Source organism: Streptomyces sp. NPDC004542, from assembly GCF_040610035.1.
Lineage (GTDB): Bacteria > Actinomycetota > Actinomycetes > Streptomycetales > Streptomycetaceae > Streptomyces.
Map to the genome: position 1 here is coordinate 1 of NZ_JBEXLP010000078.1, position 15,317 is coordinate 15,317.

At 67.6% G+C, this 15,317-nt stretch carries 16 protein-coding genes and 1 pseudogene; 8 read left to right on the forward strand and 9 right to left on the reverse strand.

Features of this window, described 5'->3' with window-relative positions; all coding sequences use genetic code 11:
• The 3 genes and pseudogenes from ABZX30_RS29920 to ABZX30_RS29930 all read right to left on the reverse strand — a co-directional run.
• Positions 1-266: pseudogene (locus tag ABZX30_RS29920) on the reverse strand (hypothetical protein); the annotation flags it as partial.
• A 12-nt stretch (positions 267-278) separates the two neighbouring features.
• Positions 279-590, reverse strand: coding sequence for a hypothetical protein (locus ABZX30_RS29925; protein WP_355938860.1), 312 nt, complete (start codon positions 588-590; stop codon positions 279-281).
• 127 nt (positions 591-717) lie between these two features.
• A complete protein-coding gene (locus ABZX30_RS29930) occupies positions 718-1,560 on the reverse strand; it encodes a class E sortase (protein ID WP_355938862.1) in 843 nt (280 codons plus the stop codon).
• A gap of 318 nt (positions 1,561-1,878) precedes the next feature.
• Here ABZX30_RS29930 and ABZX30_RS29935 point away from each other — a divergent pair, with 318 nt between their 5' ends.
• From ABZX30_RS29935 to ABZX30_RS29945, 3 genes are all read left to right on the forward strand, one after another.
• Positions 1,879-3,354, forward strand: coding sequence for a beta-1,6-galactanase (locus ABZX30_RS29935; RefSeq protein ID WP_355938864.1), 1,476 nt, complete (start codon positions 1,879-1,881; stop codon positions 3,352-3,354).
• Between the two features lie 161 nt (positions 3,355-3,515).
• Positions 3,516-4,538, forward strand: a complete 1,023-nt coding sequence (locus ABZX30_RS29940; protein WP_355938866.1) for an SEC-C domain-containing protein — start codon at positions 3,516-3,518, stop codon at positions 4,536-4,538.
• Positions 4,539-4,723: 185 nt separating this feature from the next.
• Positions 4,724-7,873, forward strand: a complete 3,150-nt coding sequence (locus ABZX30_RS29945; protein WP_355938867.1) for a DUF3427 domain-containing protein — start codon at positions 4,724-4,726, stop codon at positions 7,871-7,873.
• On the opposite strand, the gene ABZX30_RS29950 is transcribed toward ABZX30_RS29945, so the two are convergent.
• Positions 7,860-8,525, reverse strand: a complete 666-nt coding sequence (locus ABZX30_RS29950; protein ID WP_355938870.1) for an ATP-binding protein — start codon at positions 8,523-8,525, stop codon at positions 7,860-7,862. The two genes, ABZX30_RS29945 and ABZX30_RS29950, sit on opposite strands and share 14 nt — an antisense overlap.
• Before the next feature lie 203 nt (positions 8,526-8,728).
• Here ABZX30_RS29950 and ABZX30_RS29955 point away from each other — a divergent pair, with 203 nt between their 5' ends.
• Both ABZX30_RS29955 and ABZX30_RS29960 read left to right on the forward strand, forming a co-directional pair.
• A complete protein-coding gene (locus ABZX30_RS29955) occupies positions 8,729-9,577 on the forward strand; it encodes a helix-turn-helix transcriptional regulator (RefSeq protein ID WP_355938873.1) in 849 nt (282 codons plus the stop codon).
• A complete protein-coding gene (locus tag ABZX30_RS29960; RefSeq protein ID WP_355938876.1) occupies positions 9,574-9,789 on the forward strand; it encodes a DUF397 domain-containing protein in 216 nt (71 codons plus the stop codon). Before ABZX30_RS29955 ends, ABZX30_RS29960 begins: the two co-directional genes overlap by 4 nt.
• A gap of 254 nt (positions 9,790-10,043) precedes the next feature.
• On the opposite strand, the gene ABZX30_RS29965 is transcribed toward ABZX30_RS29960, so the two are convergent.
• Complete coding sequence (locus tag ABZX30_RS29965) at positions 10,044-10,595, reverse strand: hypothetical protein (RefSeq protein WP_355938879.1); 552 nt, start codon at positions 10,593-10,595, stop codon at positions 10,044-10,046.
• A gap of 23 nt (positions 10,596-10,618) precedes the next feature.
• Complete coding sequence (locus ABZX30_RS29970) at positions 10,619-11,584, reverse strand: WYL domain-containing protein (protein ID WP_355938882.1); 966 nt, start codon at positions 11,582-11,584, stop codon at positions 10,619-10,621.
• Between the two features lie 92 nt (positions 11,585-11,676).
• On the opposite strand from ABZX30_RS29970, the gene ABZX30_RS29975 reads away from it, so the two are divergent.
• On the forward strand, positions 11,677-12,042 hold the full coding sequence (locus tag ABZX30_RS29975) for a VOC family protein (RefSeq protein WP_355938885.1): 366 nt from the start codon (positions 11,677-11,679) through the stop codon (positions 12,040-12,042).
• Positions 12,043-12,096: 54 nt separating this feature from the next.
• On the opposite strand, the gene ABZX30_RS29980 is transcribed toward ABZX30_RS29975, so the two are convergent.
• Positions 12,097-12,660: a hypothetical protein gene (locus ABZX30_RS29980; RefSeq protein ID WP_355938888.1), complete on the reverse strand. Its 564-nt coding sequence runs from the start codon at positions 12,658-12,660 to the stop codon at positions 12,097-12,099.
• Between the two features lie 238 nt (positions 12,661-12,898).
• Between ABZX30_RS29980 and ABZX30_RS29985 the strand changes: the two genes are divergently transcribed.
• Positions 12,899-13,441 carry an MOSC domain-containing protein gene (locus ABZX30_RS29985; protein WP_355938891.1) on the forward strand — a complete coding sequence of 181 codons (543 nt, stop codon included), beginning with the start codon at positions 12,899-12,901 and terminating at the stop codon, positions 13,439-13,441.
• A 244-nt stretch (positions 13,442-13,685) separates the two neighbouring features.
• On the opposite strand, the gene ABZX30_RS29990 is transcribed toward ABZX30_RS29985, so the two are convergent.
• Together ABZX30_RS29990 and ABZX30_RS29995 are read right to left on the reverse strand one after the other, a co-directional pair.
• Entirely contained in the window at positions 13,686-14,195 is a 510-nt protein-coding gene (locus tag ABZX30_RS29990) for a DUF2267 domain-containing protein (RefSeq protein ID WP_355938894.1), read from the reverse strand.
• 140 nt (positions 14,196-14,335) lie between these two features.
• Entirely contained in the window at positions 14,336-14,761 is a 426-nt protein-coding gene (locus ABZX30_RS29995; protein WP_355938897.1) for an Hsp20/alpha crystallin family protein, read from the reverse strand.
• 147 nt (positions 14,762-14,908) lie between these two features.
• On the opposite strand from ABZX30_RS29995, the gene ABZX30_RS30000 reads away from it, so the two are divergent.
• A complete protein-coding gene (locus ABZX30_RS30000; protein WP_355938900.1) occupies positions 14,909-15,211 on the forward strand; it encodes a hypothetical protein in 303 nt (100 codons plus the stop codon).
• Positions 15,212-15,317: the final 106 nt, after the last annotated feature.

Below are 15,317 nucleotides of genomic sequence, written 5' to 3' on the forward strand. Positions count from 1 at the left end.
GCCGACTTACGGGCCGCCCTGGACCGCTTGTGGAAGGCCCGGGCCGCCTTCCCCTCCCACACCACCCCCGACAACGCCCGGTCATGGGCGCCGGCCGCGTCCTGAAGCCCCTTCGCCAGATGCCGCCACTTCTTCGCGATCTCCCGGACCCCGTCCGGATCCACCGCCGGATCCGAGATCCCCAGGAACTCCAGCCCACTGGCGACCGAATCGCCGAACATGTGGTTGAACTTGTCGATGTAGTGCAGCGGGTTGAGATCCACCATGACTGCGGCGCCTCAGCCCTTCTTCGCCCGGGCCTGGGCGGCCAGCAGCACGTCGAGCAGATCGAAGGCGTCAGACACCTCACCGATCAGCTTCGCCTCCGCCTCCCACTCCTCCTCCAGTTGCCCGGTCAGCTTGGACAGGGTGGTCATGCCCTTCTCTATCTCGTCCTTCGCACCCAGCAACGACCCCAGCGCCCCCAGCGCCTTCAGGTCGTGCTGCTGCTCCTTGAAGTCCGCCAGCGGCTTCGCCGTGTGATGTCCCACCGTCCGCAGCCCGGTGGCCGCCTTGTGCATCGACGCGGCTTCCTTCTTCAGGTCAGACATGCGGCCGTCCCCCGTACTTCACCCTGTGCACATGCCAACTCCCACGACACTAGGGAGAGGGGGTATGCGGGAGGTATCGAGCAACCCAAGCGGTGGTAAAGAACGTCGGCGTTCGGCGTTCGGCGTTCTACGCACGCGGCCGCATCGACACCAGCTTCCCCCACACCACCATCCGGAACCGCGAGGTGAACTCGGGGGTGCAGGTCGTCAGCGTGATGTAGTACCCCGGCTCGCCGTACCCGTACGCCGGCCTGACGACCGACCGCGGCACGGGCCGGATGACCCCGGAGTCCCGCGCCGAGGTCTGCGGGAGGATCTTGTCGACCGCGTACGTGTAGGTCGCCGACCGCGTCTCGACCCGCACCGGGTCCGCGCGCCGCAGCCGCGGCAGGTACCGGAACGGCTCCCCGTGCGTGTTCCGGTGCCCGGCAACCGCGAAGTTCCCGGCCTGCCCCGGCTGTTGGGTGCCGGGGTAGTGACCCACGTACCCCCGGTCGAGGACGTCCGGCTTGCTCACGCCCTCGGCGACCGGGACGCGCAGCCCGAGGCGCGGGATGGTGAGGACGGCGTACGCCTGGGAGCCGCGGGGCCGCGCCGGGCCGGCGCCGGTGGCGGCGTACGACCGCTGCCGTGCGGTGTCCCCGCCGCCCGCCCGGGACGACGGCGACGGGGACGGGGACGGGGACGGCGTACCGGTACGGGAGGACCGCGCACCGCCCCCGTCCACATCACCGCCCGCACCACCGCCCCCGGCCGCCCACTCCCGCTCCAGCTCCTCGACCTTCCGTTCGGCCCCCCGCCGGGCCTCCCGGTTGGTCCACCACAGCTGATGGACGACGAGAAGCAGGAGCACGACCCCGACGGTGACCAGGACCTCGCCCCCGGTCCACAGGACCCGCCGTCGCCGGGCACGTCTGCGCCGGGTGCTGTGCTGCACGAGGGGTGCGGCTCGAACGGCGGAAGCCCGCATACGCAGTACGCCTCCTCACAGGCCGCCTGACGCGCAACCTCACGCGCCGCCTCACGCGCCCTCTCGACCGGGACCGCCCGCACGATAAGCCGCACGCCTCCAACTCACCAGAGCAACCAGCAGGGTTCACGGCCGCGGACCCCCGCGCGACCACTTCCTCAACCCGTTTTAGAAAGGGCCGTCCCAGCCCTCGACAACCCCACGGGCCACCCCCGATGCTTCCCCTTGGCATGCGGGGGGACGAGTCGACACCGGCCCGGTCGGCAACGACCGGACGACCGGCGTCAGAGCCGCACGGAGAGGCAGACGACCCAAGCCATGATCCGACGCAGAACACTCCTGGCCGCCGCGGGAGGCGGCCTCCTGGGCAGCGCACTCGCCACGGGCACCGCGCGCGCCGACGCCACGATCGCCGTCAACCCGTCGGCCACGTACGGCACGTGGGAGGGCTGGGGCACCTCCCTGGCCTGGTGGGCGAACGTCTTCGGTGCCCGGGACGACTTCGCCGACCTCTTCTTCACCACCAAGTCGACCACGTACAACGGCACTTCACTCCCCGGCCTGGGCCTGAACATCGCCCGCTACAACCTCGGCGGGTGCAGCTGGAACAGCGTGAACGGCGAGAGCATGGTCACCTCCGCCAACATCCCCTCCTTCAAGCAGATCGAGGGCTACTGGCAGGACTGGAACAACGAGGACCCCGCCTCCTCCGCCTGGAAGTGGACCGCGGACGCCACCCAGCGCGCGATGCTGGTGAAGGCCACGGCCCGCGGCGCGACCAGCGAGCTCTTCGCGAACTCCCCGATGTGGTGGATGTGCCTGAACCACAACCCGTCCGGCGCCTCCGACGGCGGCAACAACCTCCAGTCCTGGAACTACCGCCAGCACGCATCCCACCTGGCGGCCGTGGCCCTCTACGCCAAGAACAACTGGGGCGTGGACTTCGCGACGGTCGAGGCCTTCAACGAGCCCAGCTCCAGCTGGTGGACGGCGTCCGGCACCCAGGAGGGCTGCCACCTGGACGCCACCGTCCAGTCGGCCGTACTGCCCTACCTGCGAAGCGAGTTGGACAAGCGCGGCCTGACGGGTACGAAGATCTCCGCGTCCGACGAGACCAGTTACGACCTGGCGCGCACCACGTGGAACTCCTTCAGCTCCACCACGAAGGGCTACGTCGACCGCGTCAACGTCCACGGCTACCAGGGCTCGGGCGGCCGCCGGGACCTGCTCTACACGGACGTGGTGACGACCGCCGGCAAGGCCCTGTGGAACTCCGAGACCGGTGACAAGGACGGCACCGGCTACACGATGGCCTTCAACCTCCTCTACGACTTCCGCTGGCTGCACCCGACGGCCTGGGTCTACTGGCAGGTGATGGACCCGTCGACGGGCTGGGCGATGATCGCGTACGACCAGAACACCCTGCAGCCGACGACGATCCAGACGAAGTACTACGTGATGGCACAGTTCAGCCGTCACATCCGCCCGGGGATGAAGATCCTGGACACGGGCGCGAGCAACGCGGTGGCGGCCTACGACGCGTCGGCGGAACGACTGGTCATCGTGGCTCTGAACACCTCCACCTCGGCCCAGACCCTGACCTTCGACCTCTCCCGCTTCACCACCGTCACGGGCGGCTCCGGCGGCCTGGTCCCCCGCTGGAACACGGTCACGGCGGGCGGCGGCGACCTCTACGCCTCCCACTCGGACCTCCACCTCTCCGGCAAGACGGTGAGCGTGCCGTTCGCGGCGCAGGCGGTGCAGACGCTGCAGGTGGACGGGGTGACGATCTGAGGCGGCGGACGACGGCGGCGCCACCGTCCCTCGGCTGACCGCGCCGGGGGCACCGCGACCGGTGACCACGGGCCTTGCACGGCCTCGCCTGGCCCCTGCCTGGGGCCTTGGTTGGGAATTCGCCACTCCCCTTGTCACCGGTCGGCGCTACGGTGTCCCCCATGCGCCCCGACACGCCTGCCGAGAACGCCGACCACACCGCCGAAGCGGCACGCCTGGAGCGGACCGCCGGCCTGTACCCGGAGGACGCCGAGGCCCTGCTCCTCCAGGCCGCGGCCCACCTGGAGCTCTCCGGCGACCGTCCCGCCGCGACCGCGCTCTACGACCGCCTGCTGTCCTCCCCCGACGGCTCTTCGGCCGATCTGGACAACCCCCACCTGGTACGCGCCCTGAAGGCCTCCAACCTCTGGGAGTACGACCACGAGGCCGAGGCCCGCGCGATCATCGACGGCGTCCGCGCGGCCGCTCCGCGGGATCCCGCCCCCTGGGTCATCGTGGCGGAGGCCCTCGAGTCCCACGACGAGCTGGAGGCGGCGCACGACACGTTCACGGAGGCCGCGACGCTCCTCCTGGCGGACACCGCGGAGCCCCCCTACGCCACCCACCCCGTCCTCTACGGCCGCCACCGCGTCCGCCGCATGCTCGGCCTCCCCCACGACGACTGGGACGCCCTGGCCGACACCCTCCACTCCTCGCCGGTGTCGCTGGACGAACTCCACGACCCCAAACGCGTCTGGTCCCTCGGCTCGGACAACCCCGCCGAACTGGAAGCCGAGATCTCCCGCCTGCGAGCCGAACTCGGCACCTACCGCGAGGCCCTGTCCCGCCCCTTCCCGGTCGCCGTCCTGCACTGGCCCGCGGGGGAACTCTCGGAACTGGTCACCGCGTACCCGGAGCTCGCGGCGGAGTACCCCTCCCACGAGGAGCACCTCGCGACCATAGAGTCGTCGCTCAGGGAACTCGCCTCCTCGGGCACACCCAACCTGGGCATCGTGACGGGCACGGTCCCCTCCTACGAGGCCTTCGCCGCCTCGGAGGGCTCGTCCCCGGCGGACGTGACGCTGCTCCCGCAGTACGCGACGACGCTGGCGGCCCGGGGACGGGCGGTGGTGTGGCCGCCGCAGCGGGGGGTGGCCTGCTGGTGCGGGTCGGGGCGGGGGTACGAGGGGTGTCACGGGATGTGACGAGAGGCTCTGGTCGGCACGTGGACATACGTGAGCAATGAGGGTAGGCGTTCCACACCATCGACTGTCCGAAATTGATCACCTTTCGCTGCGGAATCTTCGGATGTCGGTGGCTACTGTTACAACAGATCCTCATCGGCATGAGTGATCGTGTGTGATCACTCACGAAGGATCAGAGGAGAGTCGTGACGGAGTCGGGGGATCTGGCACAGCCGAGCGCAGGCATTTACGAACAACTCATCACCGAGCGCCTGCAAGGTCGCCTGAAGGACCTCGAAGCCGTGGGCTGGAAGGCGATCGACGACGAGGTCAGCGCGGAGTCCACCCCTCATGTGCTGGCCCGGTACATCGGCGAGGCAGTGGGGCGCCGTTTGAGCCGGCTGCCGCACGACAGGCAGGTGGCCGCCGCCAACCAGATCATGCAGTCGCTGGCCTCCACGGCACCCGATCCGGAAGACGACGATTCGGCTCACACGATCGTCGAAGGCCCCAGGCAACTGCATGCTCTCGCCGAACAAGAAGCGCCTGGTGTCTATGGGATTCGGCCCCTGACACCCCTCTCCGAAACCGCCCTGATCACCAACGCGCCGGACGACCTCAATCTCAGTACCGAGTTGCGTGCAGAGCTCGCCACTGCCGATCGCATCGACCTGCTTTGTGCTTTCGTGAAGTGGCACGGCATACGGCTGCTCGACAACGCGTTGCGAGCGGCGAAGCAGCGACGTGTCCCCATCCGGGTCATCACCACCACCTACATCGGCGCCACCGAGCGATTCGCGCTGGATCGCCTGGTGCGGGAGTTCGGCGCCCAAGTCAAGGTCAACTACGAGATTCGGTCGACCCGACTGCACGCCAAAGCATGGTTGTTCCGGCGTAACACCGGCTTCGACACCGCCTATGTGGGCAGCTCGAATCTGTCGAAGGCCGCCCTGCTCGATGGGCTGGAGTGGAACGTACGACTGTCGTCGGTCGCCACTCCCAAGGTCCTCGAGAAGTTCGAGGCGACCTTTGACTCGTACTGGGATGATCCGGCGTTCGAGCTGTACGACCCCGACCAGGACGGGGAACAGCTCACCGAAGCGCTGGCCCAAGCGGGCGGCAAGGGCAAGACAGATGAGATCAAGATCAACCTATCCGGCCTGGAGGTACGCCCTTTCCCGCACCAGAAGGACATGCTGGAACGTCTCCGCGTCGAACGCGAGATCCGAGGCCACCACGAAAACCTTCTGGTGGCGGCAACCGGTACCGGCAAGACCGTCATGGCGGCCCTGGACTATCGCCACCTGCGCGATCAACGCGGCGGGGGCCTGCCCCGGCTGCTCTTCGTTGCGCACCGGAAGGAGATCCTGAAGCAGGCGCTGCGCACCTATCGTGAGGTGCTTGCCGATGGTTCCTTCGGTGAACTGCTCTACAACGGAGAGGAACCTCGCGAGTGGACACACCTATTCGCAAGTGTGCAGTCGCTGAACCTCCAGCGTCTGGAGCAGTTGGGCCCCAGCCATTTCGACGTCATCGTCATCGATGAGTTCCACCACGCCACCGCCAACACGTATCGCCGTATCCTCAAGCACTTCAAGCCGACTGAGTTGCTAGGCCTCACCGCGACACCGGAGAGGATGGACGGCTACTGCGTGCAGGACGAGTTCTTCGAGGGTCGTATCGCCGCAGAGATGCGGCTGTGGGAAGCCCTCGAGAACGAACTGCTGTGCCCCTTCCATTACTTCGGCGTTCCGGACGGCACCGATCTTTCACAGCTCAACTGGCGTGCAGGTTCCTACGATCGGGACGAACTCGGCAACCTTTACACCGCCAGCGATGCACGAGCGCTCATCGTGGTCAAGCAGGTGAAGGAGAAAATCTCCGACCCGTCCACTATGCGAGCTTTGGGTTTCTGTGTGACCAAGAAGCACGCCCACTTCATGACCGGCTGCTTCAACGGAGCAGGGCTGAAAGCCGCCGCACTCGACAGCGAGTCAAGTCCCCAAGAGCGCGAGCGTACGCTGAACGACCTGAAGACCGGCAAGATCCAAGTGATCTTCTCCGTTGACCTGTTCAACGAAGGGCTTGACGTCCCTGAAGTGGACACGCTGTTGCTCCTGCGCCCGACGAACAGCGCGACCGTCTTCCTTCAACAGCTGGGCCGTGGTCTGCGCCGCACCCCGAATAAACCTGTCTTGACGGTGCTCGACTTCATCGGTCAGCATCGGGCGGAATTCCGCTTCGAGGAGCAGTTCCGCGCTCTGACGAACCTCTCACGCAACCGCTTGGTCGAGAGTATCGAACGCGACTTCCCTCAACTTCCCTCCGGCTGCCACATCATCCTTGAGGACAAGTCCAAGGAACTCGTACTCAAGAATATTCGTACGCAGCTCAACGCCACCATCAACACACTCGCGAAGGAGGTGAGGGACTACAGCACGCTCGAGCTCGCTTCCTATCTGCGGGAGAGCAGGCGGGAGATAAACGAGCTCTACCGGAGCAGTAACTCCTGGACGAAGGTCCTACGCAAGGCCTCCGTCATCAAGGAGGCCCCGCTCCCTGGCGAGGAGGAGCTTCTCAAGCGCGTCCATGCCTTCCTCCACGTGGACGACCCCGAGCGAGCCCGGACGTATCTACGCCTCCTCGCGGACGACGCCCCCGACTACGACTCGCTCTCCCCGACCGAGCAGGCGTACGCCCGCATGCTCTTCTTCAACCTGTGGGACACAGCGGGCGGCTTCTCCAGCTACCGAGAAGGCCTCGAGTCCCTGCGCGCCCAGCAACTCGTCCGCGACGAATTGCAGCAGGTGCTGTCCTACGTACTCGACCGCACCGACCACTTCCCCATCCCTCTGAAAGGGCCGCTCGCCCACCTTCCCTTGAAAATCCACAGCTCATACAACCGCTCAGAGGTCCTCGCAGCCCTTGGGGTGGCGAGACTGGGCGGGCAGCTGCCTGGAACGTTCGCTCAGGGAGTGGTCTGGTCCGAGGAGATCCAGACAGACGCTCTTCTCGTCACTTTGGAGAAGAACGCGCGAGACTTCTCGCCCAACGTTCGCTACAAGGACTACGCAGTCAGCCCCACCCGGTTCCACTGGGAGTCGCAGAGGGATACGCCGGAGAGTTCCCCGATAGGCCAGCGCTACCAGCAGCACGCCGAACGGGGCAGCCACGTTCTGCTCTTCCTCCGCCGCTACAAGAACAACAGCATCAGCAAGGCCGAACCATGGATGCTTCTCGGCCCGGCCACCTACGTAGAGCACACCGGCAGCAAGCCGATGGCGATCACGTGGGATCTGGAGCACGAGCTCCCCGCTGATGTGTGGTCGTACTCCGCCGCGATCACCAGCGGGTGAACCTGTCCGCTTCCGCCTCGAAATGCGTCTGGGCGCGGTCAAGGATGTCGTCCGCGTCGCGGCCGTGGGCCTGCATCCAGCGGAGGAGGTCGGCGATGATGTCGATCGCCGCTTCCTCCGCCATGGTCGCCGCCAGGATCTCCGATCCCCCACCGGCCACGTTCAGAGCCCTCCTCGCTCGGTAGCTACTGATGAGTTGTTCGACCCCGTCCATCTGAGGGTGCACTGTGTGGAGGCAGGCCGATGGCAGCCCTGTGTCCAACTCGCACCACGTCACCTTGCGGTCAGCACGCAGTTCGACACCCCAGCGGTCGGCCGTGGCGTCGACCAGGGCCATCCCGCGGCCGGCCTCCGCGTCCTGGCCCGCCTGAACCAGCGTCGGCAGGGCTCGGGTGTCGGGGTCGTGGACTTCGAGGCGCAGGTATACGCCCTTCATCGAGACGGCAAGGGTGGTCGGGGTTTCCGGTCCGACATGGGTGACGACGTTCGAGACGAGCTCGCTGACGCAAAGTTGGGCGGGGTCGATCAGTTCCCTCAGCTCCCACACTCCCAGCTGGAGCCGGAGAAGCCGCCTCAGAGCTGACACCTCACAAGGATCCGCCAGAAACGGGAGGTCCCATGGCTTCCTCGGCATACACGTGACGCAGTCCACGACTCAGCTCCTCCTACAGAAACGGGCAGTCGCATCCTGTACTCGACTGCACACAAAGAGTCGCATCGAGACTCTCAAAATGGAACTCTCATCTCACGTTGATCGGTGTGCAGGCGACGGTTGCGCGCCCCCGGCGCACACCGTCTTGCTCTCCGCGGCGGTAGCCATCACGATCTGACCGTTCGACAAGGAAGGCTCATCACATGCCAGTCGGCCCCACGACTCGCCGCCGCCAGCTAGGCGCCGACCTGCGCCGTCTTCGCGAACTCAAGGGTTTGACCCTCGAGGAGGCAGGAGCACGAGTCGGTATTTCCAAGGCGACTCTCAGCCGCTACGAGACGAAAGAGGGCGCGGTCAAGTGGCCTGCGGTTGATGCACTTTGCCGTGAGTACGGCGCTTCGGACGAGGAACGCCTCGCCCTGGTGGAGCTGGCGAAGGGTGCCAAGATCCAGGGCTGGTGGCGGTCGCTCGCAGATCCCATCCCCGAGTCCATGAACCTCATGCTCACGCTCGAGGACGAGGTGGTGCGTGAGGACCACTACGCCTGCGTGTACGTGCCCGGGCTCCTCCAGACACGCCCTTATGCGGAAGCCGTCCACCGTGCGTCCGAAGTTCATTGCAGCGAACGCGAAGTTCAGCACATGGTCGACATCCGCATGAAGCGGCAGGAACTACTACAGAGGGAGGAGCCACCACGCGTCTGGTGCGTGATCGACGAAGCGGTGCTGCGGCGCCGGGTCGGTGGAGGCGACGTCATGCGGGAACAGCTCCGGCATCTGCTCAGCGTCTCGCAACTTCCTCACGTCACTGTCCAGGTGCTCCCGTTCTCAACCGGGGCGCACTCGGCGGCGGTCGGCAGCTTCACGGTTCTTCGCGGGCCAGCTCCAGAGCTGGACGTGGTGTACATGGACCTTCTCGGCGGTGGCCTGTTCATGGAGAAGCAAGCCGAGTTGGAGCGTTATAGGTTGGCGTTCGAATACCTCAGCGCGCAGGCACTCGATCTCGAGTCCTCGGCCGAACTGGTGGACCGTACAAGCAAGGAGATCTCATGACCGTGCTCCCGACGCACCAGTGGTTCAAGTCGTCCTACAGTGGCGGCAGCGGAACTGAGTGCGTCGAGTGTGCCCGGGTCGCCGATGGCACCCTCGTTCGGGACTCCAAGCGGCCGAACGGGCCCGTCCTGCCTGTACGGGATCAGGCCTGGCGGTCCTTCATAGGGGCGTTGGAGAGCATCACCCCGAACAGCGCAGCGGCCAGGGGTTGAACCGGACGGTCTCCGAACCGCCTCGCGAGGGAGCCGCGCCCTCCTGAGTCGTCGCCGTCTGGCAAGTTCCGGCACGTTCCTGTCCCCCGCCACGGCGTGACGGCAGGCTCTGGCGTACGGATCGTCCCCCACGACGGAGGTGGATGCCACGGCCCTGCGCAAGCTCGGCAAGGATCCCGAGGGCCCTCTTCCACGGCACCGTCGCTGTCGCAGCGATCCGGCTCTGGCTCCGCACATGAGCTTGCAGGCGGTCGTCATCGCTGCCAGAGGAAGGCGGCCTCGCCGCAGGGGCGGCAGTGAAACACGTAGCCGCGGCCACCTCCGCCGAAGTTGGCTGAGGTGGCGACGTCACATCCCTCTTCGAATTCGGCGGTGAAGGTCATACGGACGGCGCAGGAGGGGCAGCCGGGAGTCTCGTCACCTTGAATCCAAGCGGGTTCGCCACCCAGCCGTCCCAGAACCGGCTCCGCGGTCGGGGTGTCGGCTGGGTGGGGCCGCAGGGCGGTCACCGCACCGAGCAACGTCACGCCCTCGGCGGGGACGGTGGCCGCCGATAGCTGACCTTTGAACACGAAGGCGCGGTTGGCGCCGGCGGTGGCGTCCCAGTCGTCGCACATGCCCGGGTCGTTCTGGCAAAAGAAGACCGCGATCGCTCCGCGATCAAAGGGCAGATGGGCGAGGAACTGCAGGGACCCGCCACACTCCCGGCAGTTCGGCCAGACGAATCCATCGGGAACGAGCGGCACTCCCCCCGTGCGCGGTTCGGGAGCATCGGCTACGGCTTCCCCGCCGTGTACCAGCAGCATGGCCAAAGCCCAGGTGTTGCGGGTCAGGACGTTGGTGCCGGCGCATAGTGGTGGGCAAGGTGGGTGGCGAGGTCGCGGAGGTGAGCCCTGGCTTCGGTGGGGCCGTGCACAGTGATGGCGCTCCCGAACGGCAGTAGTGCTCGCACGTCCTCCAGATGCAGGAAGCGGATCGTCACCTTGTGGCCGGTGGCGGATTCCTCATGGTCGTCCCGGACGAGTCGTAGGCCGAAGATCCGTTGCGCTCGCTCGATCTGGGTCTGGTCGATGGTGGCGCTGACCTCGATCGCGTGGTTGGCTTCCCACTGAGCAACGAGCGCTGCAGCGACGGTGGCCAGGGTCTGGCTCTCGCGGATCCGGCGTGGCTGGTCGACTTCCTTCCACGTGGTGATCCGTTCGAGTCGGTACATCCGTGGCACTCGGGCACAGTCGGCGACGAGATACCAGATGCCGGCCTTGGCGAACAGCCCGTAGGGATCCACGACCAGGTCGCGTGGGCATGACTCGCGTGGGCTGTCGTACTCGATCCGTAGCCGGCGACCTCGCCGCACTGCGCCGATCAGCGAAGCCGGAGTCGTGCCGGAAACTCGGGCCTGACGCCAGGGACGGCTGTCCACGTGCACTACGTCGGTGAGCGGCAGGAGTTCATGAACGCGGCGTGGCTGTGTAGCGGCGATCTTGGAGAGCGCGCGCCGGCTTTCGGCCGATGCGTTGAGCTCCGCACGTTGCTTCTCGTCCAGCCCGGTGAGCGACAGATGATCACGCTCGTCCGGTGTGAGTCGCGTGAGGTCGGGTCCGGATCCGGGCAGCATGGTCACGCCTCCGAGGCGGCCCCGGTGTGCGGTCACCGGCAGACCGGCGTCGCGGAGCCAGTTCAGATCCCGGGTGATGGTTCGAAGGGACACCCCGAGCGCTGAGGCGAGTCCCTGTGTGGTCACGGCATCCCTCGATGTGAGGAGCAGCATCAGGGTGAAGAAGCGGTCTGGGGTCACCCGCCAATTTTTTCAGGAACTGCGACACGATGCGGCGCATATCGCGGTCAGGCTGGTGGATGCGTACCAACCACCTGCGAGAAGGAACAACCATGACCACATCCGTCGTGTCCATCGTCTATGTGAACGACGCTCCCACCGCGGCTCGTTTCTACGGCGACCTCCTCGGCATGCGCCCCTCGTTCGAGACTCCGGGATACATCACCTTCGACCTCGGGCCAGGCGCTGACCTCGGTCTGTGGTCCGGCCAGTTCGAGGATCTGTCACCGGACGTCCCGCGCACCGGTGAGGTGTGCCTGGCCATCGACGGTGGACCCGACGAGCTCAACGCGACCTTTGAGCAGTGGAAGTCCAAAGGGCTCACGATCCTGCGCGAGCCTCATGATGCGGGATTCGGGCTGACCTTCCTCGCCGCCGATCCCGACGGGAACCGTATCCGCGTCGCACCGCACGACTGAAAGGCCGTAGGGGGCGTGTCCGGCTCGCTTGACCGGTAGGGGAAGGGTCCCCTGTCATTCCCCGCGGATGCGCCATCTGCCGGACGTGGGATGCCAGACAAGGCGCACTCTGCCCTGGTCCGGTCTGCGGGTGATCAGCTCGTCCATGTCGAGGGACGAGAGGGCTCGCAGTGCCTCGTCCGACGCGTTCGACCACATGAAGAGGGTGATCCCCGCCTCCGTGTCGTCGGCGATGAGGAGGCCGGGTTCCTCCTCGTCGGTGGGTTCCCCGACGGGCTCGCCGACCGGCTGGGCCGGCTCGGCAGTCGAAGCCGGCTGACCGTTCTGGCGGAGCATCCGGCGGACGAGGCTCCTGGCTTGACCGTAGGCGTCCTCGGCGGCCTTGGAGACGAGTGCCTGGACGAAGGGCACCACGGCGGTGGTGACCAGCGCGGTGGCGGCGACCGTGGCGAGTTCCGGAGCGGCGCCCGATCTCAGCCTCGGCAGCCAGCTCGAGGTTCGGATCCGGCCGCCCGCGCTGCAGTCTCGGTACGGCCATCTGACTCCCCGTCGGCGCCCCGCCACACCCTTCCACGGTGGCTGGCCTTCACTGTCCACCACCGTGTCCCGCCGCTTCAAGTCTCCTTTGCGCGAGATGACTTCGGCTGATCTCGCGGTGCGCGCGGACCGGGGAGTACGTCATCGCGCCCGGGCCGGGGCGGCTTGTGGTGGATCTGGGCAGCGGGCTCTGGCGCGAGCAATACGCCGGGTTGCCGGGGCGCGGGGCTTTCGATGCCGGTTATCGGCTTTTGGTGAGTGATCTCTGAGCATAGGCTCGTCGAAGATCCTGGAGTGGAGAACGGGGAACGGGGGCCCAGTGGACGCGGTGGTCACGGCTGTCAGCAGCAACGGCGAGTACTCCTTCACCAAGCCGAACCGGGAGAGCATCACGCTGCTCGCCGGGCTCGGGGTCGAGGGTGATGTGCACTGCGGGGTGACCGTGAAGCACCGGTCGCGGGTCGCGCAGGATCCCACGCAGCCGAATCTGCGGCAGGTACACCTCATTCATGAGGAGCTCTTCGGGGAGGTGGGGGATGCCGGATTCCGGGTGACGGCCGGGGAGCTCGGGGAGAACATCACCACCCGGGGGATCGATCTGCTCGGGCTGCCCACCGGCACGCTGTTGCGGATCGGGGACGAGGCCGTGGTCGAGGTGACCGGATTGCGCAATCCCTGTGGGCAGATCGACACCTTCCAGCGGGGGCTGCTGAAGCAGGTCGTCGGGCGGGGTGAGGACGGGAGCCTGGTGCGGAAGGCCGGGGTCATGAGCGTCGTGGTGGCGGGTGGGGTCGTGCGGCCCGGTGACGCCGTCGAGGTCGAGCTTCCACAGGGGCCGCACCGGCCGTTGGAGCGCGTTTGACTCGCTTCGTCTTCGCGCCGCCGCCCCAGGAATTCGCCAGGCCGTCGGCCATCGGCCACCGGTTCGCGGGGCGGTCCGGCTCGGGTGGGTGAGGGGAGGACATGTGAGTGGAAGATATGGGCCACGCTCGGGCTGAGGATGCGCGGGTGGGCCGGGGCCGGGTGTGGCCCATATCTTCCACTTGTGCTGCGGTCCGGCCCGGCCGGCCGGGGCGGGTCAGGGGGTGGGCCGGGTCAGCGGGCGGTCACGGGGTGCGGGAGAGGTCCGCTCGGCCGAAGAGGAGGGCGTAGCCGGGCGGGAGCCGGGCCAGGACGCGGGTGACCAGGTCGTCGCCGATCAGGTCCGGGAGCACGCTGAGGACCGAGCTGACGTGCCAGCGGGCCGTTGCGGGGGTCGCTCCGGCGAGGGTGGCCGCGATCGAGTCGACGAACTCGGGGGCGGTCCGGGGGTGCGGGGCCGGGGTCTGGGCGGCCACCGTCTTCGCCGCCTCGTCGGGGAGGGCGCGGGCCAGGGCTGCGCGTTCGTCGCCGGTGACGTGGGCGCCGAGGGCGGAGAGGACCGTGCGGGTGATGTGTTCCGCCTCCCCGGGTGTGGGGTAGCGGCCGGCTTCCTGGACCTTGTGGATCAGGTGCGTCCAGGTGATGCCTTCGGTGCGCTCGGTTCGTGCGCGGGGGGCGGATTCGGGGGCGGTTCCGGGGGCGGTTTCGTGTGGTGTGCGTGGCCCGCTCAGTGTCGTCTGCGTCGGCAGTGTCACTCTGGGCACTGTCACGGTCGGCACCGTCGTCGCCGTCATCGTGTGTGAGCTCCCTTTGCCTGGGTGACCTCGCCCCGCGGGCCGGCGGAGGGGGACCGGCCCGCGGGGCGCTTCTCTCCTGGTGCGGTCGGTTGGTGCGGTCAGCCGCTGATCTGCTTGCGGCCGGTGTCGCCGCCCGCGATCTGGATGCGGCGCGGCTTGGCCTGCTCGGCCACCGGGATGCGCAGGGTCAGGACTCCGGCCTCGTAGGAGGCGTCGATGCGTTCCGTGTCGAGGGTGTCGCCGAGGAAGAGCTGGCGGGTGAAGGTGCCCGTGGGCCGCTCGGCGACGAGGACTTCCGCGCCCTCGGGGGCGGGGGACTTGCGCTCGGCGCGGACGTTGAGGACGTTGCGTTCGACGTCCAGCTCGATCGTCTCGGGGTCGATGCCGGGGAGGTCGAAGTGGACCAGGAAGTCGTCCCCGGACCGGTAGGCGTCCATCGCCATCGCGGACGGGCGTGCGGTGGTGCCGAAGACCTGCTGCGCGAGGCGGTCGAAGTCGCGGAACGGGTCGGTACGCATGAGCATCACGGGTCACTCCTCTCATCGGGTGCTGGGGTGCGATGCCCTACGTCTTCTTATATAGCTCAGGGGAGGAAACTTGACAAGCTTCGACTCAGGTTCGGCGGCTCGGTGGCCCGGGGGTTAGTTTCGGCGCGAGAGAAGGAGGCAGGTATGGCCAGGGTTCCCAGCTCGGTGGTGGCCGCCACGGGGCTCGTCGGTGGGTACGGTGTCGCCCGCTGGACCAAGAAGCGGCAGCTCGGCGGGGCCGTCCTCGCCGTCGCGGGGGCGGCGGCCGCGCAGCAGTGGCGCAGGCAGGCCGGGGGGAAGGCCGCGGGTGCGCTGACCGCCGCTTACGTGGCCGCGTTCGCCGGGTCGCATCCGCTGGCGAAGAAGGTCGGGGCGTGGCCGTCGGTGTTCGGGGTGGCCGGGGCCGTGGCGCTGGCCTCCTGGGCGGTGGCCGACCGGCGGGGCTGAACCCGGAAGGCGGGGGCGGGCGACCGGGTGCCCACCGGCCCCGCGCCGCCCACGCCCGTACGGTCCCGTGGCCGCGCGCCCACGCCCGTACGGTCCCCATGGCCGC

What these genes read in the sequence shown, in the direction of transcription:
- ABZX30_RS29925 (WP_355938860.1), bottom strand. Translation starts at nt 590, where the DNA reads ATGTCTGACCTGAAGAAGGAAGCCGCGTCGATGCACAAGGCGGCCACC.
- ABZX30_RS29930 (WP_355938862.1), bottom strand. Translation starts at nt 1,560, where the DNA reads ATGCGGGCTTCCGCCGTTCGAGCCGCACCCCTCGTGCAGCACAGCACC.
- ABZX30_RS29935 (WP_355938864.1), top strand. Translation starts at nt 1,879, where the DNA reads ATGATCCGACGCAGAACACTCCTGGCCGCCGCGGGAGGCGGCCTCCTG.
- ABZX30_RS29940 (WP_355938866.1), top strand. Translation starts at nt 3,516, where the DNA reads ATGCGCCCCGACACGCCTGCCGAGAACGCCGACCACACCGCCGAAGCG.
- ABZX30_RS29955 (WP_355938873.1), top strand. Translation starts at nt 8,729, where the DNA reads ATGCCAGTCGGCCCCACGACTCGCCGCCGCCAGCTAGGCGCCGACCTG.
- ABZX30_RS29960 (WP_355938876.1), top strand. Translation starts at nt 9,574, where the DNA reads ATGACCGTGCTCCCGACGCACCAGTGGTTCAAGTCGTCCTACAGTGGC.
- ABZX30_RS29965 (WP_355938879.1), bottom strand. Translation starts at nt 10,595, where the DNA reads ATGCTGCTGGTACACGGCGGGGAAGCCGTAGCCGATGCTCCCGAACCG.
- ABZX30_RS29975 (WP_355938885.1), top strand. Translation starts at nt 11,677, where the DNA reads ATGACCACATCCGTCGTGTCCATCGTCTATGTGAACGACGCTCCCACC.
- ABZX30_RS29995 (WP_355938897.1), bottom strand. Translation starts at nt 14,761, where the DNA reads ATGCTCATGCGTACCGACCCGTTCCGCGACTTCGACCGCCTCGCGCAG.
- ABZX30_RS30000 (WP_355938900.1), top strand. Translation starts at nt 14,909, where the DNA reads ATGGCCAGGGTTCCCAGCTCGGTGGTGGCCGCCACGGGGCTCGTCGGT.